General features: G+C 67.9%; 18 protein-coding genes. 12 read left to right on the top strand and 6 right to left on the bottom strand.

Annotation, left to right across the window (positions count from 1 at the left end):
- Positions 1–145: 145 nt before the first annotated feature.
- The gene (locus ACP2AH_RS13910; RefSeq protein WP_425106346.1) at positions 146–1,180 is read left to right on the top strand and encodes a glutamine synthetase beta-grasp domain-containing protein; all 1,035 of its coding nucleotides are present in this window, start codon (positions 146–148) and stop codon (positions 1,178–1,180) included.
- A gap of 169 nt (positions 1,181–1,349) precedes the next feature.
- Here ACP2AH_RS13910 and ACP2AH_RS13905 read toward each other — a convergent pair whose 3' ends face one another.
- The 3 genes from ACP2AH_RS13905 to ACP2AH_RS13895 form a co-directional block, all read right to left on the bottom strand.
- Complete coding sequence (locus ACP2AH_RS13905; RefSeq protein ID WP_425106345.1) at positions 1,350–2,786, bottom strand: phospholipase D-like domain-containing protein; 1,437 nt, start codon at positions 2,784–2,786, stop codon at positions 1,350–1,352.
- 124 nt (positions 2,787–2,910) lie between these two features.
- The gene (gene lon / locus ACP2AH_RS13900; RefSeq protein ID WP_425106344.1) at positions 2,911–5,340 is read right to left on the bottom strand and encodes an endopeptidase La; all 2,430 of its coding nucleotides are present in this window, start codon (positions 5,338–5,340) and stop codon (positions 2,911–2,913) included.
- Positions 5,341–5,357: 17 nt separating this feature from the next.
- Positions 5,358–5,777, bottom strand: coding sequence for an Hsp20/alpha crystallin family protein (locus ACP2AH_RS13895; RefSeq protein ID WP_244378286.1), 420 nt, complete (start codon positions 5,775–5,777; stop codon positions 5,358–5,360).
- Positions 5,778–5,841: 64 nt separating this feature from the next.
- On the opposite strand from ACP2AH_RS13895, the gene ACP2AH_RS13890 reads away from it, so the two are divergent.
- Complete coding sequence (locus tag ACP2AH_RS13890; protein WP_425106343.1) at positions 5,842–6,888, top strand: AEC family transporter; 1,047 nt, start codon at positions 5,842–5,844, stop codon at positions 6,886–6,888.
- Between the two features lie 18 nt (positions 6,889–6,906).
- Here ACP2AH_RS13890 and ACP2AH_RS13885 read toward each other — a convergent pair whose 3' ends face one another.
- Positions 6,907–8,724, bottom strand: a complete 1,818-nt coding sequence (locus ACP2AH_RS13885) for a heavy metal translocating P-type ATPase (RefSeq protein ID WP_425107042.1) — start codon at positions 8,722–8,724, stop codon at positions 6,907–6,909.
- Positions 8,725–9,177: 453 nt separating this feature from the next.
- Here ACP2AH_RS13885 and ACP2AH_RS13880 point away from each other — a divergent pair, with 453 nt between their 5' ends.
- Positions 9,178–10,131 carry a DUF2778 domain-containing protein gene (locus ACP2AH_RS13880; RefSeq protein WP_425106342.1) on the top strand — a complete coding sequence of 318 codons (954 nt, stop codon included), beginning with the start codon at positions 9,178–9,180 and terminating at the stop codon, positions 10,129–10,131.
- A gap of 212 nt (positions 10,132–10,343) precedes the next feature.
- Here ACP2AH_RS13880 and hisD read toward each other — a convergent pair whose 3' ends face one another.
- Complete coding sequence (gene hisD / locus ACP2AH_RS13875; RefSeq protein WP_425106341.1) at positions 10,344–11,624, bottom strand: histidinol dehydrogenase; 1,281 nt, start codon at positions 11,622–11,624, stop codon at positions 10,344–10,346.
- Between the two features lie 121 nt (positions 11,625–11,745).
- Between hisD and ACP2AH_RS13870 the strand changes: the two genes are divergently transcribed.
- From ACP2AH_RS13870 to ACP2AH_RS13850, 5 genes are all read left to right on the top strand, one after another.
- A complete protein-coding gene (locus tag ACP2AH_RS13870; RefSeq protein WP_425106340.1) occupies positions 11,746–12,294 on the top strand; it encodes a cupin domain-containing protein in 549 nt (182 codons plus the stop codon).
- A gap of 191 nt (positions 12,295–12,485) precedes the next feature.
- Complete coding sequence (locus tag ACP2AH_RS13865) at positions 12,486–13,484, top strand: ABC transporter substrate-binding protein (RefSeq protein ID WP_307019635.1); 999 nt, start codon at positions 12,486–12,488, stop codon at positions 13,482–13,484.
- 228 nt (positions 13,485–13,712) lie between these two features.
- On the top strand, positions 13,713–14,801 hold the full coding sequence (locus tag ACP2AH_RS13860) for an ABC transporter ATP-binding protein (RefSeq protein ID WP_425106339.1): 1,089 nt from the start codon (positions 13,713–13,715) through the stop codon (positions 14,799–14,801).
- Positions 14,798–15,976, top strand: a complete 1,179-nt coding sequence (locus ACP2AH_RS13855; protein ID WP_425106338.1) for an ABC transporter permease subunit — start codon at positions 14,798–14,800, stop codon at positions 15,974–15,976. The genes ACP2AH_RS13860 and ACP2AH_RS13855 overlap by 4 nt, the downstream gene beginning before the upstream one ends.
- Positions 15,977–15,978: 2 nt before the next feature.
- Complete coding sequence (locus tag ACP2AH_RS13850; RefSeq protein ID WP_421698042.1) at positions 15,979–16,797, top strand: ABC transporter permease; 819 nt, start codon at positions 15,979–15,981, stop codon at positions 16,795–16,797.
- 23 nt (positions 16,798–16,820) lie between these two features.
- Here ACP2AH_RS13850 and ACP2AH_RS13845 read toward each other — a convergent pair whose 3' ends face one another.
- A complete protein-coding gene (locus ACP2AH_RS13845) occupies positions 16,821–17,825 on the bottom strand; it encodes a LysR family transcriptional regulator (RefSeq protein ID WP_425106337.1) in 1,005 nt (334 codons plus the stop codon).
- 181 nt (positions 17,826–18,006) lie between these two features.
- Here ACP2AH_RS13845 and ACP2AH_RS13840 point away from each other — a divergent pair, with 181 nt between their 5' ends.
- The 4 genes from ACP2AH_RS13840 to fba are packed head-to-tail and all read left to right on the top strand — an operon-like array spanning position 18,007 to position 23,058.
- Positions 18,007–19,032, top strand: coding sequence for a class 1 fructose-bisphosphatase (locus ACP2AH_RS13840; protein ID WP_425106336.1), 1,026 nt, complete (start codon positions 18,007–18,009; stop codon positions 19,030–19,032).
- 12 nt (positions 19,033–19,044) lie between these two features.
- Positions 19,045–19,920, top strand: a complete 876-nt coding sequence (locus ACP2AH_RS13835) for a phosphoribulokinase (protein WP_425106335.1) — start codon at positions 19,045–19,047, stop codon at positions 19,918–19,920.
- Between the two features lie 14 nt (positions 19,921–19,934).
- Complete coding sequence (gene tkt, locus ACP2AH_RS13830) at positions 19,935–21,956, top strand: transketolase (RefSeq protein WP_425106334.1); 2,022 nt, start codon at positions 19,935–19,937, stop codon at positions 21,954–21,956.
- 16 nt (positions 21,957–21,972) lie between these two features.
- A complete protein-coding gene (gene fba / locus ACP2AH_RS13825; protein ID WP_425106333.1) occupies positions 21,973–23,058 on the top strand; it encodes a class II fructose-bisphosphate aldolase in 1,086 nt (361 codons plus the stop codon).
- Positions 23,059–23,122: the final 64 nt, after the last annotated feature.

Below are 23,122 nucleotides of genomic sequence, written 5' to 3'. Positions count from 1 at the left end.
CCTCCCTCGCTGGCCGGGCCAGAGCGCCCGCTGCGGGCCAGTTGGCACAGCATATGCTTGTGTGAGGCTAGCCGTTGGCGGTCGCACGGCCGGCACAACGACCAGGGCAGTTCGCCGCCCGGTCTAAAGTGATGAGAGACACGCGATGACGAAGTACAAGCTCGAGTATATCTGGCTCGACGGTTACAAGCCGACACCGAACCTGCGTGGCAAGACGCAGATCAAGGAATTCGACCACTTCCCCGCGCTCGAGGAACTGCCCCTGTGGGGCTTCGACGGTTCGTCCACGGAGCAGGCCGAAGGCCGGAGCTCCGATTGCGTGCTGAAGCCGGTCGCCCTCTATCCCGACCCGGCCCGCAAGAACGGCGTTCTGGTCATGTGCGAAGTGATGATGCCCGATGGCGTCACCCCGCACCCGTCCAACGCCCGTGCCACCATTCTGGACGACGAAGGCGCCTGGTTCGGCTTCGAGCAGGAATACTTCTTCTACAAGGACGGCCGCCCGCTCGGCTTCCCCGAGCATGGCTATCCCGCGCCGCAGGGCCCGTACTACACCGGCGTCGGCTTCAAGAATGTCGGCGACATCGCCCGCGAAATCGTGGAAGAGCATCTTGAGCTCTGCCTCGAAGCCGGCATCAACCATGAAGGCATCAACGCGGAAGTCGCGAAGGGCCAGTGGGAATTCCAGATCTTCGGCAAGGGCTCCAAGAAGGCCGCTGACGAAGTGTGGATGGCCCGCTACCTGCTGCTCCGTCTGACCGAGAAGTACGGCGTGGACATCGAGTTCCACTGCAAGCCGCTCGGCGATACCGACTGGAACGGCTCGGGCATGCACTGCAACTTCTCCACGCAGTATCTGCGCGAAGTGGGCGGCAAGGCCTATTTCGAGGCGCTGATGGCGGCGTTCGAGAAGAACCTGCACGATCACATCAACGTCTACGGTCCGGACAACCACCTGCGCCTGACCGGCAAGCACGAAACCGCGCCGTGGAACAAGTTCTCCTATGGCGTGGCCGATCGCGGCGCTTCCATCCGCGTGCCGCACTCCTTCGTCCGCAACGACTATAAGGGCTATCTGGAAGACCGCCGCCCGAACTCCCAGGGCGACCCCTACCAGATCGCTTCCCAGGTCCTCAAGACGATCTCGGAAGTCGACACCGCCGCCGTTGCCGCTGCGTGAGGACTGCGGCGGCGGGTCACCCCGCCGCCAGCCTCGGCTGAAACGCACATCCCGGGGCGGGCTGTCCGCCTCCTTCAAGCCAGTCCCGTCGCCGGGGCTGGCTTTTGTTTTGGCGCGCAGCGTTCCGCGCCCTCGCCGCGCGTGGGGGAACGTCGCAGAGCCGGGCCGCTCACAGATAGGGCGAGGCGAGCCAGATAGCGCGGTTGCGCAGCTTCTTCAGGAACGGTCGGGCGGCGAGGGTGTCTAGCGTCTCGCGGCTGCCGGCCGCCGTCATGGCGCCGATCCGCGCCTCGATCTCGGCGGCGATGGCGGGATCGTAGAGTTCCAGGTCGAGCTCGAAATTCAGCCTCAGGCTGCGCGGGTCGAGATTGGACGAGCCAACATAAGCCCAGCACCCGTCCACCGCCATCAGCTTGGAATGGTCGAACATGCCCCCCGCCCGCCACACCCGGCACTCGCCGGCCAGCACCTGGTCGAGTTGCGCCGTCATCGCATAGTCCACCAGCTTGAGATTATTGGCCGAGGGGATGACGACATCCACCTCCACTCCGCGCCGCCCGGCCACCGCAAAGGCGCCGATGAGCTGCTGGTCCGGCAGGAAATAGGGGGAGCACAGGCTCACCCGGCTCTGCGCCATGGTGAGGGCGCCCATGATCATGCTGTGGGCGCAGGCGAGGTTGCGGTCGGGGCCGGAGGGCACAATTCGTACCGCCACCGGGCCGCGCGGCTCGGAATGATCGCCTTCCGCCCAGGCCGGCCCGTCGAGATGCTCCTCGGCCGTGAAGGCCCAGTCCTGCGTGAACACGGTGAGCAGTTGTTCCACCGCCGGTCCCTCGAGGCGGAAATGCGTGTCGCGGGCGGGGTCGTCGCCGGCATGGGCGGTGGTGAACTGGGCGCGGATGTTCATGCCGCCGGTGAAGCCCAGCGTGCCGTCGACGATCAGCATCTTCCGGTGGCTGCGCAGATTGGCATAGGGCAGGCGCAGGCCGATGAGATTGCCCATGAACAGGTCGGTGACCACCCCGCCCGACTTCAGCCGCCCGACGATGGAGGGGCGGGAATAGCGCGCGCCGATGGCATCGATCAGCACCCGCACCGCGACGCCGCGCTTGTGCGCCGCGATCAGCGCGTCGGCGAATTCGACGCCGATGGGATCATTGTCGAAGATATAGGTGGAGAGCGCGACATGGCGCTGCGCACCACGTATGGCGGCGAGCATGGCGGGATAGGCTTCGTCGCCGCTGTCCAGCAGCGTCACCGCATTGCCCGTCGTCAGCGTGAAGCTGGAAACCCGGTCGCCGAGCCGCTTCATCGCCGAGAGGCTCGGCGAGAGGGCGATGGCGGCCGGCGGGCGCTCATGCCGGCGGTGCTGCCGCTCCTGGCTGGCGCGCCGGCGCCCGGCCGCGCTTTGGCGGATGCGGTTGATGCCGGCGACGAGATAGAGGAAGGCGCCGATCAGCGGCGACAGCAGGATGACGCCGACCCAGCCGATGGCGGCGCGCACATCGTCCTTGGTCATCGCCGCATGAATGGCCGCAATGACGCCCACCGTGCCGCTCGTGACCAGTACGACATGCGGCCAGTAGGTCGACCAGAAACTGTCCATGGCACCCATTGATCGGTTAAGGCAGGGCGTCTCTAGCCGGTTTACTCCGCAGCGTCATCTCCGTCCCGCAGAGGCAAGGGCCGCCCCGGTGTACCGGGACGGCCCACGTCGTATCGCTACCGCCTCAGCTTGCGGCCTTGAGGGCGGGCGCGTCGTCCACTGGTGCGGGCTCCAGCGCGGCGGCGATGGCCTCGTCGACCCGCTCCAGCCAGACGAACTCCAGCCGGTCGCGCGCGTCCTGAGGAATATCCTCATAGTCGCGCCGGTTGCGGGCGGGGAGCATCACGCGGGTCAACCCGGCCCGCGCTGCCGCCACCACCTTCTCCTTGATGCCGCCGACCGGCAGCACCAGCCCGCGCAAGGAGATTTCGCCGGTCATCGCCGTGTCCTTGCGCACCGTGCGGCCGGTGAGCAGCGAGACCAGGGCGGTGAACATGGCGACACCCGCGCTCGGCCCGTCCTTCGGCGTGGCTCCGGCCGGCACATGCACATGCACGTCGCTGGTGGCGAACACACCGGGGTCGATGCCGAGTTCGACGGCGCGGCTCTTTACCAAGCTCCATGCCGCCTGCGCGCTTTCCTTCATCACATCGCCGAGCTGGCCGGTGAGGATCAGCCCGCCGCGCCCGGGAATGCGCGTCGCCTCGATGAACAGGATGTCGCCGCCCACCGGAGTCCAGGCAAGGCCCGTGGCCACGCCTGGCACCGAGACGCGCAGCGCCACCTCATCCTCGAAGAGCGGCGGGCCGAGCAGATCGGGCAGTGTGCCGACGGTGATCTTCGCCGTGGCGGCTGTGCCTTCCGCAATGTCGACGGCGACATGACGGATAGCGCGCCCGATCTCGCGCTCCAGATTGCGCACGCCAGCCTCGCGGGTATAGGCGCGGATCATGGCCTTGAGGGCCTCGTCCTCCACCTCCACCTGCGCAGGCGTGACGCCATTGGCCTCCAGCTGCCGGCGCACGAGATAGCGCCGGGCGATCTGCAGCTTTTCCTGGTCGGTGTAGCCGGTGAGCTGGATGATCTCCATGCGGTCACGCAACGGGCCGGGGATGGTGTCGAGCATGTTCGCGGTGGCGATGAACACCACGCGCGACAGGTCGAACGGCACGCCGAGATAATTGTCGCGGAAAGTGCCGTTCTGCTCGGGGTCGAGCACTTCCAGCATCGCCGCCGACGGGTCGCCCTGGACGCCGGAGCCCATCTTGTCGATCTCGTCCAGCATCATCACGCAATCGCGGGTGCCCGCCTTGCGGATGCCTTGGATGATGTTGCCCGGCAACGCGCCGACATAGGTGCGGCGGTGGCCGCGGATCTCCGCCTCGTCATGCACGCCGCCGAGCGACACGCGGACGAATTTGCGGCCCATGGCGCGGGCGATGGACTGGCCGAGCGAGGTCTTGCCGACGCCCGGAGGGCCGGCAAAGCACAGGATCGGCGCCTTGCCGTTCGGCGCCAGCTTGCGCACGGCGAGATATTCGACGATGCGGCGCTTGATCTTGTCGAGGCCGAAATGGTCCTCGTCCAGCACCTTGCGCGCTTCGGCTATGTCGATCGGCGCCGCCTCCGGCAGCGTCCAGGGCAGGGCGATCAGCCAGTCGAGATAGGTACGGATCATGCCATATTCGGCGCTGGCGTCCTGCATGCGGCGCAGCCGGCCCAGCTCCTTGCGGGCCATCTGCTCCACATCCTCCGGCATGCCGGCATCCGAGATCGCCTTTTCCAGATCGGCGATTTCCTGGCTGTTGCCGCCATCCTCGCCCAACTGCTTCTGGATCGCTGCCATCTGTTCGCGCAGCAGCACCTCGCGCTGGCGTTCGTCCAGCGAGGCCTTGGTCTGCTTGCCGATTTCCTGCGACAGCCGCAGCACCTCGATGCGGTGGGCGAGCAGGCGCGAGATCTTGGTCATGCGCGCGGCGATGTCGACCGTCTCGAGAAGCTCCTGCTTCTCGTCCGGCGAGATGTCGGCATAGGCGGCGATGAGGTCGGCGAGACCGGTGGGCGAATTGGCGCCGCGCACGGCAGCCACCAGCTCGGCCGGGGCCTGCGGCAGCAGCTCCATCACTTCATTGGCCTGGCCCTGCAGATGCACGAAGCGCGCCTCGATCTCGGAGGAGCGCTCCTCGCTCTCCTCGATCCGCGTCACGCGGGCGGTGAGGAAGGGCTTTTCGCGTACGAACGTATCGACACGGAAGCGCTGCTCGCCCTGGCAGACGAGGTGATGCGTGCCGTCCGGCGCGGTGACGTAGCGTAGGATATTGGCGATGACGCCCATGCGGTGCAGGTCGGTCGGGCCGGGCTCGTCGACACTGGCGTCGCGCTGCATGAGGATGCCGACCGGCCGCCCCTCGCGCACCGCCTGCTGGGCGGCGGCGATGGAAGCCGGGCGCGCCACCGCCACCGGCATCACCACGCCGGGGAACAGCACGAGATTGCGCACCGGCAGCAGGATCAGCTGATCCTCCGGCACATTGGCGTTGGCAGTGTTGCCGCTGCCATTGCCGGTGTCGGCCATGCGGAGCGGGGAAAACCTGTTAAAATCGGGGTGTGTCATGGTGTGTCTCCCCCTCCTCAAACCTTGCGCAGCACAATGGCGAGGCAGCCATTGACGACGCGCGGGTGATTGACCTCATAGCGGCCGGGCGGCAGAGCGAGCTGGCGCTCGAACCGGCCTTGGGGCAGCTCCATGCGGTGAATGGTGGCGTTGTGCAGCTCCGGCGGCAGGATGCGCGCGCCGGCGATGGTGAGCACGCCGTTCTGGATCGAGACCGTCATGCGGTCGGGGTCGACGCCGGGAAGGGCGGCAAGCACCAAGAGCTCGTGATCGGTTTCCAGCATGTCGACCGGCGGCTCCCAGCACGGCGCGCGATGGCGCGCCGGCGCCTCGGCGCGGGCGACGGGCTGGAACATCTGCCGGTGCAGGCGGTCGGCGCGGTTGAGCATCTCGACCGCGTCTGACCACATCCACAGGCGGGGGTCAGTTTTCTTCATGGGGTTCTCCTGGGGCGGTCCCTTTTTCCCTTTCAGGTAGGGCCCGGCCAGGGCTCATATAGTGATGCCGTTCGGCAACACCAGTGAGCAGCGCTGGGCGGAGGCGGCGATCTGGAAAATCGCCCGAGTGACGCCGAGCGCGATTTCCGGCAATCCTGACCACGCTACCGCCGGAAGCGGCGGGCCGGGGAAGGTGCCGGGAATGTCGGAAATACTGCTGATCGTGCTGTGCCTTGCCATCGGCGTGCTGCTGCGCCTGTCCGGCCGGCTGCCGGAAAGCGCGACCAAGGTGCTCGGTGGCTGGGTGATCAATGTCGCCCTGCCGGCGGCGGCGCTCAACAGCGTGCAGGGTGTGACGCTGCACCCGGACTGGTGGCTGGCGGCGGCAACGCCCTGGCTTGGCGTGCTCGCCTCTCTCGCGATTCTGGTGCCGATCTGCCGCTGGCTCGGCTGGTCACGCCAGCGCACAGGCGCCATTCTGCTCGTGGCCGGCTGGGGTAACACCTCCTTTGTTGGCCTGCCGATGATCGCCGCCTTCGCCGGCAGCCAATGGCTGGGGCTCGGCATTGTCATCGATCTGTTCGGCACCTATCTCGCCGTGTCGACGCTGGGTCTCGCGGTCGCCACGGTGGCGATATCCGGTCGGCTCGACCTCGCGGTCGTGGCGCGCCGCATCGCCACCTTTCCGCCCTTCTATGCGGTGCTCATCGCCTTTGCGACCAACCATCTCGCCCGGCCGGAATGGCTGGCGCAGCTCATCGAGATCCTCGCCAACACCCTTACCCCCATCGCGCTGGCGGCGGTGGGCTTCGCGCTGCGGCTCGACCGGCTGGCCGGCCGCACTGGGCCGGTGGCGCTCGGCCTGTGCCACCGGCTCATCGTGGCGCCGGCGCTGCTCATCGGCTTCTATCTCGCCCTCGGCCAGGCGGGCGATCCTGTCGCGAAGGTGGCGATGCTGGAAATGGCGATGCCGCCCATGCTCGGCGCCAGCATCATCGCCATGGACCATGACCTGGAGCCCGACCTTGTGGCGCTGTTGATCGGCCTCGGCGTGCCGCTGTCGCTGCTCACCGCCTGGGGCTGGTGGACGCTCATCGCGCCTCTCACCTGAACCAGTCCGGCGCGCAGTTCAGCGCAGCGCCCGCAGCGCGTTGAGGATCACCGCCACGTCGATCGCCTCTTGCAGCAGCGCCCCCTCAACCGGCGCCAGCAGGCCGAAGGCGGCGGCGATCATGCCGAGCGTCGAGAGGCCGATGCCGACGACGACACTCTGCAGCGCGATGGCGCGGGAGCGGCGGGCGATGCGCATGGCATCGATCAGCCGGTCCAGCCGGTCCACCAGGATGACGATGCCGGCGGCCTCCGAGGAAGCGCCGCCCGCCGAGGCTCCGCCGCCCATGGCAACGCCGATATCGGCGGCGGCGAGCGCCGGGGCGTCGTTGACCCCGTCGCCGATCATCATGACGGGGCCATTGGCATGTTCGGCGGCGACGGCCGCGGCCTTGTCCTGCGGCGTCATGTTGCTCAGCACCGCATCGAAGCCGAGCCCCGCGGCGATGGCCTGGGCGCGCGCCGTCTCGTCGCCGGTGGCGAGGATGAGACGGGTGACGCCCAGTTCGCGCAGTGCGCCGAGCACGGCCTGCGCCTCTTCCCGCACCGCGTCCGCCAGCAGCAGCGCGCCGGCGAGCGCGCCATCCACTGCCACCGCGACCACGACCGTACCCGGCCGCGCCGTCCATTCCGCCCGCGCGGCGGCGATGTCAGGGGCGATGGCAGCCGACGCCAGCCGGGCCGTGACGAAATTCCAGCCGCCCACCGCGACCACGTGGCCGTCGACGGTCCCGGTGAGCCCGGCACCCGGTTCTTCGTTAACTGCCTGCGGCGAGGGGAGGGCGAGGCCGCGCTCGCCCGCCGCCTCCACCAGCGCTCCGGCCACCACATGGGCGGAGGCCTGGTCGAGCGCAGCGGCGAGCCGCAGTACCTCGTCCGGCGGCAGCCCGTCTCGTGCGGCGATGGCCACGAGCCGGGGGCGTCCCCCGGTAAGCGTGCCGGTCTTGTCGATCAGCACGGTGCGCAGCGTCGCCAGCCGTTCGAGCGCGCCGCCTTCCTTCACCAGCACGCCGCGCCCGGCGCAGCGCGAGATGCCCGAGATGATCGCCACCGGCACGGCGAGGATGAGTGGGCAGGGCGTGGCGATGACCAGCACCGCCAGCAGGCGCACCGGATCGCCGCTGAACGCCCAGGCGGCGCCGGCGATGGCCAGCGTCAGCGCCAGGAAGCCCAGCGCGTAGCGGTCGGCGAGCCGCACCATCGGCGCCCTCGAGCGCTGCGCCGTCTCCACCAGCCGGACGATGCCGGCATAGGTGCTGTCCGCTGCCGCCTGGCGGGCGATGAGGTCGAAGGCGTCCCCGGCATTGGTCGAACCGCTCATGATGGGCGCGCCGCGCCCATGGCGCACCGGCAGCGGCTCGCCGGTGAGCGCAGACTGGTCGAGAATCGCCTGCGCGCTTTCCACCGTGCCGTCGACCGGCACCACCTCGCCCCGCCGCACCAGCAGCCGGTCGCCGGTGCGCAGCGCCTCCAGCGGCACCTCGGTGAGCCGTCCGTCCTCATAGCGCGCGGCACTGCGCGGCAGACGGGAGAGCAGTGCACTCATTTCACGCGCGGCCCGGCGCTGGGCATAGGCTTCCAACGCCTCCCCGCCGGTGAACATGAGTGCGACGATGGCGCCGGCGAGAGTCTCCCCGAACAGCAGGGCGGTGCCCATGGAGAGGGCGGCGATGAGGTCGAGCCCGAACTCGCCCCGCCTCAGGCTAGAGAGAATGTGGAAGACGAGCAGCACCAGCACCAGCGCCGTCGCCCCTGCCCAAAGCCTCTGCGCCAGAACGTCCCATCCGCCGGCGAAGGCGAGCCCCCCGGCGGCGAGCGCCAGCAGGAGGCCCGGCAGCAGCAGGCGCCGCAGCGGGGTGAGGCGGGATGCAAGGCCGGCGACAGCAGAGGCGTGCACAAAGACACCACGGGTTCGGCGCCGGGATGATCCGCCGCCAATCCTGTCTTTAGTAGTTCTAAACAGGGAGGGAGGCCATCAGCAAAATCGCTCGTCAGCGGGCGGAAGACCGTCTTCCGCCCGCGGCTTCCCGCCACCGTCGTGCTTGCCGCGTCGGTGTCATGGCCGGGTTGTCGTCACGTCATTAATGAAATATTACCTAAACTTGGCTAGGAACGATTTGGCTTGGGGGCCACCGGCGAGCCAGGGCTTGGGCGCCGGTGCCGTGTGCAACCGAAGGCTGACGCCGGGCGTGGACGATCTGCGGGTCGTGCGCGAACGTTCGTCATCTGTATAGAGATGTCTATGCGGCTAGTTGGCTCGTTCCTTATCGGCTCGGCGGGGTTTGTTGGCGTGGCGGTTGCCGTCGCGTGGATTTCCAACACCGCGATTCCGACCCCGGCCGATGCCGCGCGGGTCGATCCTCCCCTCGTAAGCAGCCATGTTGCGCCGCAGGTCGACAGCGTGGTGGTGGACGAGCCGTCGCCGGCTCCGACCTACACGGTCAACGATATCCGCAATTTCCGCGCCGCCGGCGTGTTCGAGCCGCCGACACACTGGCTGTTCGATCCCGCGCCGATGGTCGCGCGCCCGGCCGCTGTTGCTGCCGCCCCAGACGAGGTGGTGCCGCCGATGGAGACGGTGAGCACCGTGCCGCTGCCCATGGCCAATCCGCTGTTTGCCGGCCGGGTCATGTCCGGCGACGAGCCCGAGGACACGCTGACCCTCGCTCCGCGCCCGCCGCGCAAGCCGGCGTTTGAGGCCGAGGTCGCCGCGCTGCCCCCGCCGATGGAGGAGGATGCCGCCCCCGAGCCGGAGGCGCCCGCCGCCACCGAAGCGCCAAAGGGCGAACTGCGCTACCCCACGCGCGAGGACAAGTTCGCGATTTACGATATCCGCGCCAAGAAGCTCTATCTGCCCAATGGCAAGAAGCTTGAGGCGCATTCCGGCTATGGCGACAAGTTCGACGACCCGCGCTACGTCCATGTGAAGATGGTCGGCCCCACGCCGCCGAACCGCTACAAGCTGCGTATGCGCGAGGCGCTGTTCCACGGCACCGAGGCGGTGCGGATGACGCCGGTAGGCGACGGCAAGATGTATGGCCGCAACGGCTTCCTTCTCCACCCCTATCTTCTCGGGCCGCGCGGCGACTCCAATGGCTGCATCTCGCTGGCCGATTACGATGCCTTCCTCGTGTCCTTCAAGAAGGGCGAGATCGAAGAAGTCGTGGTGGTCGAGGCAATGCCCAAATCGGCCGAGCCCGCCAATCCTCTGCTGTCCTGGCTGACTGGCGGCAAACGGGACTGAGCGCGGCCGTAGCCGCGCTTCTCTATCCCGGCAGGGGATACAACCTTCCGAACAGGCCTTTCCCGGCGTTGTCCTTCGCGGACTGGCGGTCGCATGAAAAAGCCCCCAGAACCGTTCCGGTCTTGGGGGCCTTCATCTGAAGTCAGGGTTCGAGACGCGCCCCTGTCCGAACCGGGGCTCGGGGGACGGGGGCGCGCTCGACCTGCCGCCGCTCAGCCCTGAAGGCGGAAGGCGGCGGCGCGGCGGTGACCTTCGAGCCCTTCGCTGGCGCTTTGGCGCACAGCCGGCGGGGCGACGGCGGCGACGCCGCGCGCGTCCAGCCACTGATGGGTGCAGATCTTGACGAAGGAGCCGACCCACAGCCCGCCCGTGTAGCGGCCGGCGCCCATGGTCGGCAGGGTGTGGTTGGTGCCGCAGCACTTGTCGGAATAAACCACGCTCGCCAGCGTGCCGATAAACAGCGAGCCGTAATTGCGCAGCTTGGCGGCGGTGGCGTGCGGGTCAGCCGTGTGGACCTGCAGATGCTCGGCGGCGATGTGGTCGGAATAGGCGATCATCGCCTCTTCGCTGTCGCAGACGACGATCTCGCCGAAATCCTCCCAGGCCTTGCCGGCGACCGGCGCGGTGGAGAGCGTCTTCAGCTGCTTCTCCACCTCCACCAGCGTCGCCTCGGCGAGCGCGCGGCTGGTGGTTATGAGGCCGACGCGGGTGCGCACGTCATGCTCGGCCTGGGCCAGCAGATCGGTGGCGATCATCTCGGCGTCGCCGGTCTCGTCGGCGACGATGAAGATCTCGCTGGGGCCGGCGAGCTGGTCGATGCCGACCGGGCCGAACACCTGCCGCTTGGCCTCGTTCACATAGGCATTGCCGGGGCCGACCACCTTGTCGACCGCGGGAATGGTCTCGGTGCCGAAGGCCATGGCGGCGATGGCCTGCGCGCCGCCGACGCGGAAGATGCGGTCGGCGCCGGAAAGGTGGCAGCCGGCGATCATGGCGGGGTGGGCGGTCGGCGGCAGGCAGGCGATCACCTCGTCGCAGCCCGCCACCTTGGCCGGCACCAGCGTCATGATCGGCGCGGAGAGCAGCGGGTAGCGTCCGCCGGGGACATAGGCGCCGACGCGCTCGATCGGGATGACCCGGTGGCCGAGATGCAGGCCCGGCAGCGCCTCGACTTCCAGCGGCAGGATGGTGGCGAGCTGCGCCTGGGCGAAGGCCCGCACCCGCTCGATGGCGAATTCGGTGTCGGCGCGGGTCTGCGGGTCGAGCGCGGCCAGCGCGGCCGCGCGCTCTTCCGCGCTCACCTCGATGGCGGTCACTTCGCTCTTGTCGAACAGCTTGGAATAGTGCCGCACCGCCTCGTCGCCACGGGTGCGCACCGCGTCCAGCACCTCCTTGACGGTGGCGGCGATCTCGTTGGTGTCGCGGCCATCATCCGGGCGCGGCGCCTTGAGCGGGTGAATCTGGTCGCGGAGAGTGGAGCTGAGCGCGGACATGGCGATTTCCTGTGAGGACGGGCGCGATGGTGAGGCCCGTCGGTGCCGCCGGCAATTGGCGACCGTAGGACTGTCTATTATATTCTCCACCTGCTGAAGGATTGCGCGCCGGAGGGGGCCCATGCCGCATATCGGACCTGGTATTCGCGAACTGCGCCGCCGCCGCAATCTCGGTATACGCCGCCTCGCTCTGCGCTCCGGCGTCTCGCATTCCTCGATCTCGCTGATCGAGCGCGACCGCATCAGCCCCTCCATCGACACGCTCGCCGCCATATTGGAGGCGCTGGGGACGACGCTGGTGGGCTTCTTCTCCGAACTGCAGCAGATGTCGTCCTACTCACCGTTCTATGAAGCCTCGGAATTGCCGGAAGTCGGCAGCGGTGAGGCGATTTCCTACCGGGTGATCGGCATCAACCACCCCAACCGGCAGATTCTGGTGCTACACGAGACCTATGCCGTTGGTGCCGATACGGGAGAGGCCTTCTCCCACACGGCGCAGGAAGCGGGCATGATCATCCGCGGCGCGGTGGAGGTGACGGTGGAAAACAACGCCAAGGTCCTGCGCGCCGGCGACGCCTATTACTTCGACAGCAAGCTGCCGCACCGCTTCCGCAATGTGGCGGACGAGCCGAGCGAGATTGTCAGCGCCATCAACCCGCCTACATACTAGGCGCCGCGCCGCCACCAAAAGAGGCAGGACCGGTTATTATATTAACCGGATTACCCCCAAGGGGCCCGGCCATTCTATTACCCATGCCGGCAGCGTGCTTTGCTGCGGCACCAGCGACAACAGGGGGAACTTCCATGAAGGCCACTTCCACTCTTCTGCGGATCGGCGGTGCCGGCCTCGCGCTCGGCCTGATGATGGCCGGCGGCACGGCCTCCGCGCGCGATCTCACCGTCGTGTCCTGGGGCGGCAACTACCAGGACGCCCAGAAGAAGATCTATTTCGAGCCCTTCTCGAAGAAGATCGGCAAGCCCGTGCTCGACGAGAGCTGGGACGGCGGCATCGGCGTCATCGCCGCCAAGGTGAAGGCCGGCGTGCCGAACTGGGACGTGGTGCAGGTCGAGACCGAAGAACTCGAACTCGGCTGCGCCGATGGCTTCTACGAGAAGATCGACTGGTCGAAGCTCGGCGGCAAGGACAAGTTCCTCCCCGCCGCGGTCAGCGATTGCGGCGTCGGCGCCATCGTGTGGTCGACCATGCTCAGCTACGACGCCAACCGGCTGAAGACCCCGCCGACCTCGTGGGCGGATTTCTGGGACGTGAAGAAATTCCCCGGCAAGCGCGGCTTCCGCCGCGGCCCGAAATACTCGCTCGAATTCGCCTTGATGGCTGACGGCGTGAAGCCGGAAGAGGTCTACAAGGTGCTCGGTACGCCGGAGGGCGTCGACCGCGCGTTCAAGAAGCTCGACGAGCTCAAGCCGCACATTGTGTGGTGGGAAGCCGGCGCCCAGCCGCTCTCCCTGCTCGCCTCGGGCGAGGTGGTGATGTCCACCGCCTATAATGGTCGCCTCGCCGGCATCAACAAGACCGAAGGCAAGAACTTCCAGGGCGTCTGGCCGGGCAGCATCTACGCCATCGACAGCTGGGTCATCCTCAAGGACAGCCCGAACGCCAAGGAAGCGATGGACTTCATCGCCTTCGCCAGCGAGCCGGCCAACCAGTCGAAGCTGCCGGACTACATCGCCTATGGCCTCCCCAACAAGGAAGCCGCCGCGATGGTGCCGGCCGCGCTGCAGAAGGACCTTCCGACCACGCAGGCCAACCTCACCGGCGCCATCGCGCTGGACGGCGCCTTCTGGGTCGACAATGTCGAAGAGCTAACCAAGCGCTTCAACGCCTGGCTGGCCAAGTAAGCGGCACAGCGCGTCATCGGGCTGCGCCGCGGCGCGGCTCGCTCACGGCTACTTCCGGGCCGCGCCCCTCATCCGGCGCGGCCCGGTCACTTCTCGCCCAGCTCTTGACCGACAATGGCGGGACGGTGCCCGCCCGGGCCGAAAGGCGGGGACGGGACGGGCCCGCGCTTGGAGCGGGCGGCGCGTCCGGGTAACGTCAGGGCCAAGGCCATCACTCGGAGATTGCGGTTGGCGCCCTTCATTCATTTCGATCAGGTCACCAAGTCCTTCGGCCCGCTGAAGGTGGTCGACAAGCTCGACCTCGAAGTCGCTAAGGGCGAGTTCGTCAGCCTGCTCGGGCCTTCCGGCTCCGGCAAGACCACTCTCTTGATGATGCTGGCCGGTTTTGAGCAGCCCACCCATGGCGCCATCTGGCTCGACGGCACCCGCATTGAGAGCCTGCCCTCGCACAAGCGCAATATGGGCGTCGTGTTTCAGAACTACGCGCTGTTTCCGCACATGACGGTCGCGGAGAATGTCGCCTTCCCGCTCGCCATGCGCGGCGTGGGCAGGGCGGAAGCGGCGGCGCGGGTGACGCGGGCGCTCGACATGGTGCGCCTCGGCCATCTCAAGGACCGACGCCCGTCCCAGCTTTCCGGCGGCCAGCAGCAGCGCGTCGCGCTGACCCGTGCGCTGGTGTTCGAGCCGACCGTGGTGCTGATGGACGAGCCGCTCGGCGCGCTCGACAAGCAATTGCGCGAGCACATGCAGCTCGAACTGCGCGACCTGCACCGCACGCTTGGCCTCACCGTGATTTTCGTCACCCATGACCAGTCCGAAGCGCTGACGATGTCGGACCGCATCGCGGTGTTCAACCATGGCTGCATCGAGCAGCTCGACACGCCGGAAGGCATTTATGACCGCCCGCGCACCCGCTTCGTCGCCGAATTCATCGGCGAGACCAACCTGTTCGAGGGCGTGGTGAAGTCGGTATCCGACGGCATCGCCGAGGTGACGATCGCCGAGGGTGTGACGGTGCGTGCCACCCAACTCGGCCCCGTCGAGGTCGGCGCGCCGATCCTCGCCTCGGTGCGGCCGGAGCGGCTGCATCTGCAGGACCAGCCGGGGACGAGCAACGTCATCCCGGTTACCGTCACTGACAATGTGTATCAGGGCGACCATCTGCGCACCCATCTCGCCGGTCCGGGGATCGAACTCGTCGGCAAGGTGCAGCGGCGAGTGCCGGTTGGGCCGGTGGGCAGCACGGCCTTCGCCTGTTTCGAGCCGTCCGAATGCACGCTGATCGCGCCGGACGTGGTGGCGGGGCGCGCCGCATGAGCGGGTCCTCCACACGCGGCCGCCTCTCCGCGCTGCTTCTCGTGGCGCCGCTTTTCCTGTTCCTGGCGGCGTTCTTCGTCTGGCCGCTGGTGATGATGATCTCCGTCTCCGTTACTGACGGCACGGTGCGGCAGGTGATGCCGGCCACCGCCGAGGTCATCGGCGAGTGGGACGGCACCGGCCTGCCGCCGCCGGAGGTGCAGCAGGCGCTTATCGCCGATCTGCGCGCGCCGAGCGAACAGATGGCCTTCGGCGACGCGGTGCGCCGGCTCAACAGCGAGGTGTCGGGCTTTCGCACCCTGCTGAGCCGCACCGCCAGCGCGGTGCGCGATGCGCCGCCCGGCCAGCCCGTAGACCTCGCGACGGTCGATCCACGCTGGGGCGAGGGGCGCTACTGGCAGGCGCTGCAGCGGGCGATGCCGAACTACACCGACCGCAATTTGCTCGCCGCCGTCGACCTCAAGCGCGACACCGAGGGCAACATAGCGGCGGAGGCGTCGGCCAATCGCGTTATCATGCTGCGCACCTTCACCATTGCCGCGCTGGTGACGGTGCTGTGCGCCCTCATCGGTCTGCCCTATGCGATGATCGCCGCCGCCGCCACGGGCTGGGTGCGCAATGTGATGCTGCTGGCCGTGCTGCTGCCGCTCTGGACCTCGCTGCTGGTGCGCACCGCCTCCTGGGTGATCCTTCTGCAGAACGAAGGGCTGATCAACAAGGCGCTGATCGCCATCGGCATTGTCGACCAGCCTTTGCAGCTCATCTTCAACCGCACCGGTGTGGTCATCGCCATGACCCATGTGCTGCTGCCCTTCATGGTGCTGCCGATCTATTCCGTGCTGCTCGGCATTCCGCGCAATCTCATGCCGGCGGCCTCCTCGCTGGGGGCGAACCGGCTGCGGGCGTTCTGGCACGTGCTGCTGCCCATGGCGCTGCCCGGCGTGGCCTCTGGGGCGCTGCTCGTGTTCATGGTGGCGCTCGGCTACTACATCACCCCGGCGCTGGTCGGCGGGGCGGAAGACCAGATGATCTCCTCCGTCATCGCCTTCTTCGCCACCGGCACCGCCAATTGGGGCATGGCCGGCGCGCTCGGCCTGATCCTTCTGGTGACGACGACGGCGCTCTATCTCGTCTATGGCCGGCTGTCGCGCTCGCCCAACATGGTGGGGGCCTGACCATGGCCGCACAGCCTCCCGCCCTGCGCGCCGGGCAGATCGTCTTCGGCGCCGCCGTGGTGTTCTTCCTGGTGGCGCCTATCATCGCCATCCTGCCGCTGGCGTTCAATTCCAGCGTGTTCCTGAACTACCCGATGGAAAGCGTCTCCTCGCGCTGGTTCGTGGAATTGCAAACCAGCGAGACCTGGCGGCGCGCCATTGTTAACAGCCTCATCATCGGCTGTGGCGCCACGGCGCTGTCGACGGTGATCGGCACGTTGGCCGCGCTCGGCCTGCGCAATGCGCGCCTGCCCTTCGCCAATCTGCTGCGGGTGATGTTCCTGCTGCCCATGGTGGTGCCGGCGGTGGTGTTGGGCGTGGGCATGCAGATTCTCTACACCCGCCTCGGCCTCGCCAGCACCTATCTCGGCGTCATCGTCGCCCATGCGGTGCTGTGCGTGCCCTTCGTCATCGTCAGCGTCTCCGCCTCGCTCGGCGGCATCGACGGCTCGATCGAGCGGGCGGCGAGCAGCCTCGGCGCCAATCCGGCGACGGTGTTCCGGCGCATCACCCTACCGCTCGCCCTGCCGGGCGTGGTGTCGGGGGCGGTGTTTGCCTTCGCCACCTCGCTGGACGAGGTGGTGATCACCCTGTTCGTCGCCGGCCCCAACCAGCGCACGCTGGCGCGGCAGATGTTCGCCAGCATCCGCGAGAATGTGAGCCCGACGATTGCGGCGGCGGCGTTCCTGCTCATCATCGGCACGCTGTGCCTCGCGGGCCTCGCCGGCTTGCTGCGCTGGCGCCAGAGCCGGCTCGCCAAGGCTGCGCCCGACGGCGCCTGAGTGCCGAGAGTGGGAAGGGCGGTTCAGCCCCCGTCCTGCGCCTCATCGTCGTGCGCTTCCTCCTCCACCTTCTTCCGCTCCGCCTCCAGCGCGGCGCGGGCTTCGGCGACGCCGGGCAGGTGCAGCGTGTCGGGCAGGAATTCCGGCCCGCGCCGGGCGAGGAATTCGGTGAGCGCTGCCGCCGGCGGGGTCAGGCGCTTGGCCGAGCGCTTGACCACGAACCATTGCCGCACCTCCGGCAGCCCCTCGACATCGAGCACGGCGAGCCGCCCGTCCGCGACCTCGGCGGCGATGGTGTGGGCGGAGATGAAGGCGAGGCCAAGCCCCGCCATCACCGCCTGCTTTATGGTTTCGTTGGAATCGATCTCCATGCCGATGCGCGGATCGAGCCCCCATTGCTGGAAGAACCGTTCCATCAGCCCGCGCGTGCCGGAACCGGGCTCGCGCGACATGAAGGTTGCGTTGGCGATGGCGGACGGGGCGATGCGGCGGCCGAGCAGAGGGTGATCGGCCGGGGCGATCAGCACATGCGGATGGTCACCGATCAGCGTCTTGTCGACTTCGATGTCGAGCGGCGGCCGCCCCATAATGGCGACATCGATCGCATCCGCCCGCAGGCCGGCGATGATCGCCTCGCGGTTGCCGACCGAGATCACCACGTCGATGCCGGGATGGGCGCGGGTGAAGGCGCCGAGCGCCGCCGGCACGAAATATTTCGCCGTCGAGACCAGCGCCACCGACACCCGCCCCGAGCGCAGCCCCTTCATCGAATCGAGCGCGGCGCCGCAATCGGCCAGCGCCTGTTCGATGCGGGCGGTGGCGAGCAGGATTTCCCGGCCGGCGGCGCTGGGCTGGAAGCGGTCACCCGCGCGGTCGAGCAGCGGCAGGCCCAGATGCTGTTCCAGCAACTGCACCTGCATCGTCACCGCCGGTGGAGTGACGTTCAGTTTCTTCGCCGCACCGGTGACGCTGCCGGTTTCGACGATGGCGGCGACGGCGCGCAGCTGCTTCAGCGTGGCATTACGCATAAACCATTACACTTCAGTTAAATTGAACCTGAAGGTCAATTTATTCGAATTTCCTTACGCTAGCAAATCAGGCAGTGTGATCTCAACAAAAGGCGTCCGCCGCTTCGGGTCCCCGCCCGAAGGCCTACGGAAACGACACGCCAAAGGGCTCAAGCCCACAAGAACATAACTGGGGAACGCCATGACACGCCCGACATTGCAGGGCCACCTCGAGGGGTGGTCGCAGGCCGACGCCATGCGTCGCGACATTGCCAGCGCCATTCTCGCGCTGGCCGAGGCCGGCCGCCAGATTTCCGAGCTTCTCGCCGCCGGGCCGCTGGCGGGGGCGCTCGCCACCGTGCGCGGCTATCACGCCGACGGCGACAGCCAGAAGGAACTGGACGTCATCACCGACGATCTGGTGCGCGAGGCGCTTTCGGAGGCGCCGGTCGCCCTGTTCGGCTCCGAGGAAGCCGATGCGGCGGTGCCGCTGAATCCCGCCGGCACGCTCGCGGTGGCGGTCGATCCGCTGGACGGCTCGTCCAATATCGACACCAATGCCACCGTCGGGACGATCTTCTCCATCCTGCCCTTCATCGGCAGCGATTCGCTCCTGCAGACGGGCCGGGCGCAACTCGCTGCCGGCTTCCTGCTCTACGGGCCGCAGACCGCGCTGGTGCTCACCGTCGGCGACGGGACGCAGATCTTCACCCTCGACCGCGCAAGCGGCGCCTTCGTGCTCAGCGAAGAGCGGGCGCTGGTGCTGCCGGAGACGGCGGAATACGCGGTCAACGGCTCCAATCTGCGCCATTGGGACATCGCCATCCGGTCCTATGTCGAGGATTGCCAGGCCGGCACCGACGGCCCGCGCGGCAAGGATTTCAACACGCGCTGGGTCGCTTCGATGGTGGCCGATGTCTACCGCATCCTGGTGCGGGGTGGGGTCTATCTCTATCCCGGCGACGCCCGCCGCGGTTACAGCCACGGCCGCCTGCGACTGGTCTACGAGGCCAATCCGGTCGCCTTCCTGATGGAACAGGCGCAGGGCTCCGCCACCGATGGGGTGCTGCCGATCCTCGACATCGTGCCCGAGCATCTGCACCAGCGCGTGCCGCTGGTGTTCGGCTCGCGCGCCGAGGTCGAGCGCATCGCCCGCTATCACCGCGACGCCGCCGCCATGCCGGAGCGCTCGCCCCTGTTCGGCCGCCGCGGCCTGCTGCGCGCCTGACGGAGAGGACCCATGTCGATCCATCACCCCATCATCTCCGTCACCGGCTCCTCCGGCGCGGGCACCACCTCGGTGCGGCGCATCTTCGAGCAGATCTTCCGCCGCGAGGACGTGACCGCCGCCTATATCGAGGGCGACGCTTATCACCGCTACGACCGCGCCGAGATGAAGCGCGTCATGGCTGAGGAGGCCTCGCGCGGCAACCATCACTATAGCCATTTCGGGCCGGATTCGAACCTGTTCGAGGAGCTGGAGGAGACCTTCCGCTCCTATGCCCATACCGGCACCGGCAAGTACCGGCATTATGTACATGACGACAAGGAAGCGGCCGAATATGGCGGTGCGCCGGGCACCTTCACCGCCTGGGAACCGATCCCGACCCCGACCGACCTTCTGTTCTATGAGGGGCTGCACGGGGCGGTGGCGAGCGGCAATATCGATGTCGCCCGCTATGCCGACCTGAAGATCGGCGTCGTGCCGGTCATCAATCTCGAGTGGATCCAGAAGATCCACCGCGACCGATCGCATCGCGGCTATTCCACCGAGGCCGTGACCGACACCATCCTGCGGCGCATGCCGGACTATGTGAACTACATCTGCCCGCAGTTCACCCACACCGACATCAACTTCCAGCGCGTGCCGACGGTCGATACCTCGAACCCGTTCATCGCCCGCTGGATCCCCACCGCCGACGAATCCATCGTCGTCATCCGCTTCAAGAGCCCGCGCGGGATCGATTTTCCCTACCTGCTCTCGATGATCCAGGGCTCCTGGATGAGCCGCGCCAATTCCATCGTGATCCCCGGCGGCAAGCTCGACATCGCGATGCAGCTCATCCTCACGCCGATGATCCTCAACCTCGTCGAGAAGAAGCGGCGCGCCGCGTGAACCGGGAGGACAGCATGTTGACCAGCCATTCTGAAGCCCTGCGTCCGCCGCAGGACCCGGCCGAGATCCCCCATGACGACATGGCCAATGCGCTGCGCGCGCTCGCCATGGACGCGGTGGAAAAGGCCAAGTCCGGCCATCCCGGCATGCCCATGGGCATGGCGGATGTGACCACCGCCCTGTTCTCCCGCTTCGTGACGCTGGACCCCAGCCGTCCCGACTGGCCGGACCGCGACCGCTTCATCCTCTCCGCCGGCCACGGCTCGATGCTGCTCTACGCGCTCAACCATCTGCTCGGCTATGCCGACATGGGCACCGAGCAGCTGAAGAGCTTCCGCCAGCTCGGCGCCGTCACCGCCGGCCATCCCGAGCACGGCCACACGCTCGGCGTCGAGACCACCACCGGCCCGCTGGGGCAGGGACTCACCACGGCGGTCGGCATGGCGCTGGCCGAGCGCATGCTCAATGCCCGCTTCGGCGACGATCTTGTCGATCACCGCACCTGGGTCATCGCCGGCGATGGCTGCCTGATGGAAGGCATCAGCCACGAGGCCATCGACCTCGCCGGCCATCTCAAGCTCGCCAAGCTCACCGTGCTGTGGGACGATAATGGCATCTCCATCGATGGCAGCACGGCGCTTTCCACCTCCACCGACCAGCTCGCTCGCTTCGCGGCCTCCGGCTGGAAGGTGCTGCGGGTCGACGGCCACGCCCATCACGCGCTGATCGACGCCATCGCCGAGGCACGGACGAGCGACCGGCCAGTGCTGATCGCCTGCCGCACCACCATCGGCTACGGCGCCCCGACCAAGGCCGGCACCGAGGCCGTGCATGGCGCCCCGCTCGGCGCTGCCGAGATCGATGGCGCGCGCGAGGCGCTCGGCTGGAACTACCCGCCCTTCGAGGTGCCGGAAAGCGTGCGCGCGTCCTTCGCCGCCATCGCCCGGCGCGGCCGCGAGGCGCGCGAGGCCTGGGAGAAGCGACTTTCCGCCTCCGGCCGCCGCGCCGATTTCGAGGCGGCGATGGAAGGCGACCTGCCGGCCGATTTCGACGAGAAGCTCGCCGCCTATAAGCGCGAACTCTCCCAGACCGCGCCGAAGGTGGCGACGCGCAAGGCCTCCGAGATGGCGCTCGGCGTCATCAACCGCGCCACCGATCTCACCATTGGCGGCTCGGCCGATCTCACCCATTCCAACCTCACGGTCACCAAGGGCATGGAGTCGGTGACGCCGGGCAATTATGCCGGCCGCTACATCCATTACGGCATTCGCGAACATGCGATGGCGGCGGTCATGAACGGCCTCGCCTTGCATCGGGGGTCGATCCCCTATGGCGGCACCTTCATGGTGTTCTCCGACTATGCGCGGGGAGGCATGCGGCTCTCGGCGCTGATGGGCCAGCGCGTCGTCTATGTGCTGACGCACGACTCCATCGGGCTCGGCGAGGACGGGCCGACGCACCAGCCCATAGAGCATCTCGCCATGCTGCGGGCGACGCCGAACCTCTATGTGTTCCGCCCTGCCGATGCGGTGGAAACGCTGGAGGCCTGGCAGCTGGCTCTGCACGCGGAGGGCACGCCCTCGGTGCTGGCGCTGTCCCGGCAGAACCTGCCGACCTTTCGCACCGAGCATTCGGAGGAGAACCTCGTCGGCTACGGCGCCTATGTCGCCCGCAAGCCCAAGCGCCGGCGCGACGTGACGCTGCTCGCCACCGGTTCGGAAGTCGAGATCGCCTTCAAGGGCGCGGACCTTCTGGCCGAACGCGGCGTCGACGCCGCCGTCGTCTCCATGCCGTGCTGGGAGCTGTTCGAGCGCCAGAGCCATGAATACCGCCGCGCCGTGCTCGGCACCGCCCCGCGCGTCGCCATCGAGGCGGCGGCCCGGCTCGGTTGGGATCGCTGGATCGGCGAGCGCGGACGCTTCATCGGCATGGAGGGCTTCGGCGCCTCCGGCCCGGCGGCCGATCTCTACCGCTACTTCAACATCACCCCGGAGGCGGTGGTCGACGCGACCTGCGACCTCCTGACCTGCGCCTGAGCCAGAGGAAGAGCCAATGGCCCGCATCACCCTTCGACAGCTTCTCGACCACGCCGCCGAGCACAGTTACGGCGTGCCGGCCTTCAACATCAACAATATGGAGCAGGGCATCGCCATCATGGAGGCGGCGCAGGCCGTCGACGCGCCGGTCATCATGCAGGCCAGCCGCGGCGCCCGCTCCTATGCCGGCGACATCATGCTCTCGCGTATGATCGACGCCTTGACCGAGATGTATCCCGCGATCCCGATCTGCATGCATCAGGACCACGGGAACAACGAGGCGACCTGCCTTTCCGCCATCCAGCACGGCTTCACCTCGGTGATGATGGACGGCTCGTTGAAAGAGGACGCCAAGACCCCGGCGGATTACGATTACAACGTCGCCATCACCCGCCGTGTGGTCGACGCCGCCCATTGGGTCGGCGCCTCGGTGGAGGGCGAACTCGGCGTGCTCGGCTCGCTGGAGCACGGCGCCGGCGAGCAGGAGGACGGCCACGGCGCGGAAGGGCAGCTCAGCCACGACCAGCTGTTGACCGACCCCGACCAGGCGGTGGACTTCGTCGCCCGTACCAAGGTCGACGCGCTCGCCATCGCCATGGGCACCTCGCACGGCGCCTACAAGTTCTCGCGCCAGCCGGACGGCGACATCCTCGCCATGAACATCATCGAGGAAATCCACCGTCGCCTGCCCAATGTGCACCTTGTCATGCACGGCTCCTCCTCGGTGCCGCAGCCGCTGCAGGACCTGTTCAATGCGTCGGGCGGCGAGATGCCCCAGACCTGGGGCGTGCCGGTGGAAGAGATCGTGCGCGGCATCCGGCACGGGGTGCGCAAGGTCAATATCGACACCGACTGCCGCCTCGCCATGACCGCGCAGTTCCGCAAGGTGGCGCAGGGCAACAAGGCCGAGTTCGACCCGCGCAAATTCCTGAAACCGGCCATGGACGCGATGCGCGACCTCTGCCGCGCGCGCTTCGAGGAATTCGGTACGGCGGGCCACGCCTCGCAGATCAAGGTGCTGCCGCTGGCCGCCATGGCCAAGCGCTACGCCTCCGGCAGCCTCGATCCGGTGATCGGCGGCGCCCGGGTGGCGGCAGAGTAACGCCCCTCCAAGGGGAGCCTTCCAACGAGATTTCAGGCGCGCGCCCGGAGCGCGGCGCCGACGG

Source organism: Ancylobacter sp., assembly GCF_965249975.1.
In the GTDB taxonomy this organism is placed as follows: domain Bacteria; phylum Pseudomonadota; class Alphaproteobacteria; order Rhizobiales; family Xanthobacteraceae; genus Ancylobacter.
The sequence above is the reverse complement of the archived record's forward strand: the minus strand, read 5'-3'. Positions and strand labels throughout refer to the sequence as shown.

Bases quoted from the DNA above. Each gene is read 5' to 3' on its own strand.
- ACP2AH_RS13910 (WP_425106346.1), top strand. From the start codon at position 146: ATGACGAAGTACAAGCTCGAGTATATCTGGCTCGACGGTTACAAGCCG.
- ACP2AH_RS13905 (WP_425106345.1), bottom strand. From the start codon at position 2,786: ATGGACAGTTTCTGGTCGACCTACTGGCCGCATGTCGTACTGGTCACG.
- lon (WP_425106344.1), bottom strand. From the start codon at position 5,340: ATGACACACCCCGATTTTAACAGGTTTTCCCCGCTCCGCATGGCCGAC.
- ACP2AH_RS13895 (WP_244378286.1), bottom strand. From the start codon at position 5,777: ATGAAGAAAACTGACCCCCGCCTGTGGATGTGGTCAGACGCGGTCGAG.
- ACP2AH_RS13890 (WP_425106343.1), top strand. From the start codon at position 5,842: ATGCCGTTCGGCAACACCAGTGAGCAGCGCTGGGCGGAGGCGGCGATC.
- hisD (WP_425106341.1), bottom strand. From the start codon at position 11,624: ATGTCCGCGCTCAGCTCCACTCTCCGCGACCAGATTCACCCGCTCAAG.
- ACP2AH_RS13870 (WP_425106340.1), top strand. From the start codon at position 11,746: ATGCCGCATATCGGACCTGGTATTCGCGAACTGCGCCGCCGCCGCAAT.
- ACP2AH_RS13865 (WP_307019635.1), top strand. From the start codon at position 12,486: ATGATGGCCGGCGGCACGGCCTCCGCGCGCGATCTCACCGTCGTGTCC.
- ACP2AH_RS13855 (WP_425106338.1), top strand. From the start codon at position 14,798: ATGAGCGGGTCCTCCACACGCGGCCGCCTCTCCGCGCTGCTTCTCGTG.
- ACP2AH_RS13850 (WP_421698042.1), top strand. From the start codon at position 15,979: ATGGCCGCACAGCCTCCCGCCCTGCGCGCCGGGCAGATCGTCTTCGGC.
- ACP2AH_RS13845 (WP_425106337.1), bottom strand. From the start codon at position 17,825: ATGCGTAATGCCACGCTGAAGCAGCTGCGCGCCGTCGCCGCCATCGTC.
- ACP2AH_RS13840 (WP_425106336.1), top strand. From the start codon at position 18,007: ATGACACGCCCGACATTGCAGGGCCACCTCGAGGGGTGGTCGCAGGCC.
- ACP2AH_RS13835 (WP_425106335.1), top strand. From the start codon at position 19,045: ATGTCGATCCATCACCCCATCATCTCCGTCACCGGCTCCTCCGGCGCG.
- tkt (WP_425106334.1), top strand. From the start codon at position 19,935: ATGTTGACCAGCCATTCTGAAGCCCTGCGTCCGCCGCAGGACCCGGCC.
- fba (WP_425106333.1), top strand. From the start codon at position 21,973: ATGGCCCGCATCACCCTTCGACAGCTTCTCGACCACGCCGCCGAGCAC.